Annotated in this window: 1 protein-coding gene; it reads right to left on the bottom strand. The window is 38.8% G+C overall.

All coding sequences use genetic code 11. The features are described from left to right. A partial coding sequence (locus tag ACYC56_RS14875; RefSeq protein WP_461374954.1) for a N5-glutamine methyltransferase family protein occupies positions 1–626 on the bottom strand: 626 nt, incomplete at its 3' end. Positions 627–872: the final 246 nt, after the last annotated feature.

Raw genomic sequence — 872 nt, forward strand, 5'->3', positions numbered from 1 at the left:
AGAACGTTAGCATGCATGTTATATTTCTCGCTTTGCAACACGTAAGGAGGGTTACTAATAATCACGTCCATTGGTTCCAATTCATTTATATTTTCCTGGAAAATATCGGCCTTAAAAAAATGCACTTCCAGCCCATTCGATTTCGCATTTTGGATGGCAACAGCCAGTGCTTCACTGCTTTGGTCATACCCCCAAACAGAGGCATCAGCAAGTACTTGCTTGATAGCCAGAGCGATACATCCACTCCCGGTGCCAATATCCAAAAATTTTAAACGGGGTGTTGTTTCAATTTGTAAGATCCAATCTACCAATTGCTCGGTTTCAGGACGGGGAATTAATACCGCCCCCGTAACTTTCAAACTTAAATTTAAAAAGGCTACCTTTCCAATAATGTACTGAACCGGAACATGACTTTTAAGGCTTTTAGCCGCAAAGTGGAGTGTTAACATTTCCGATTCTGAGAGTCTCTTCTCAGGATTTAATAGCATACCTGTTCTCGAAATGCCAAACAAGTCTTCCGTCAACCAATACACCATTTGGGCAGCTTCCTCATGACTATAGATGGGTGTTAAATCAGTTATATAATCGCTTACCAGCTGCTTTAACAAATTACTTTTAAATTTCATTGTACAAAGGACTGAAATTAAACTTTATCTTGAGCAAAATCCGTTAATTTCGCTTGATTAAGTATCAATTTCACAAAAATAGATGGGTCCGCGTATCCTGTTGCTCTTCGGTCAACAAAATGAGGGAAAAACCACCAAATTGTTGGAGATATATAATGAAATCAGTAAGATGGAGATTGATTCGTTGGGTTTTGTATCACCAGGAGTTTGGCACTATGGTCAAAAAACAGGTTATCAATAATTGGA

The sequence above is a fragment of the Candidatus Aquicultor sp. genome (assembly GCF_054640775.1).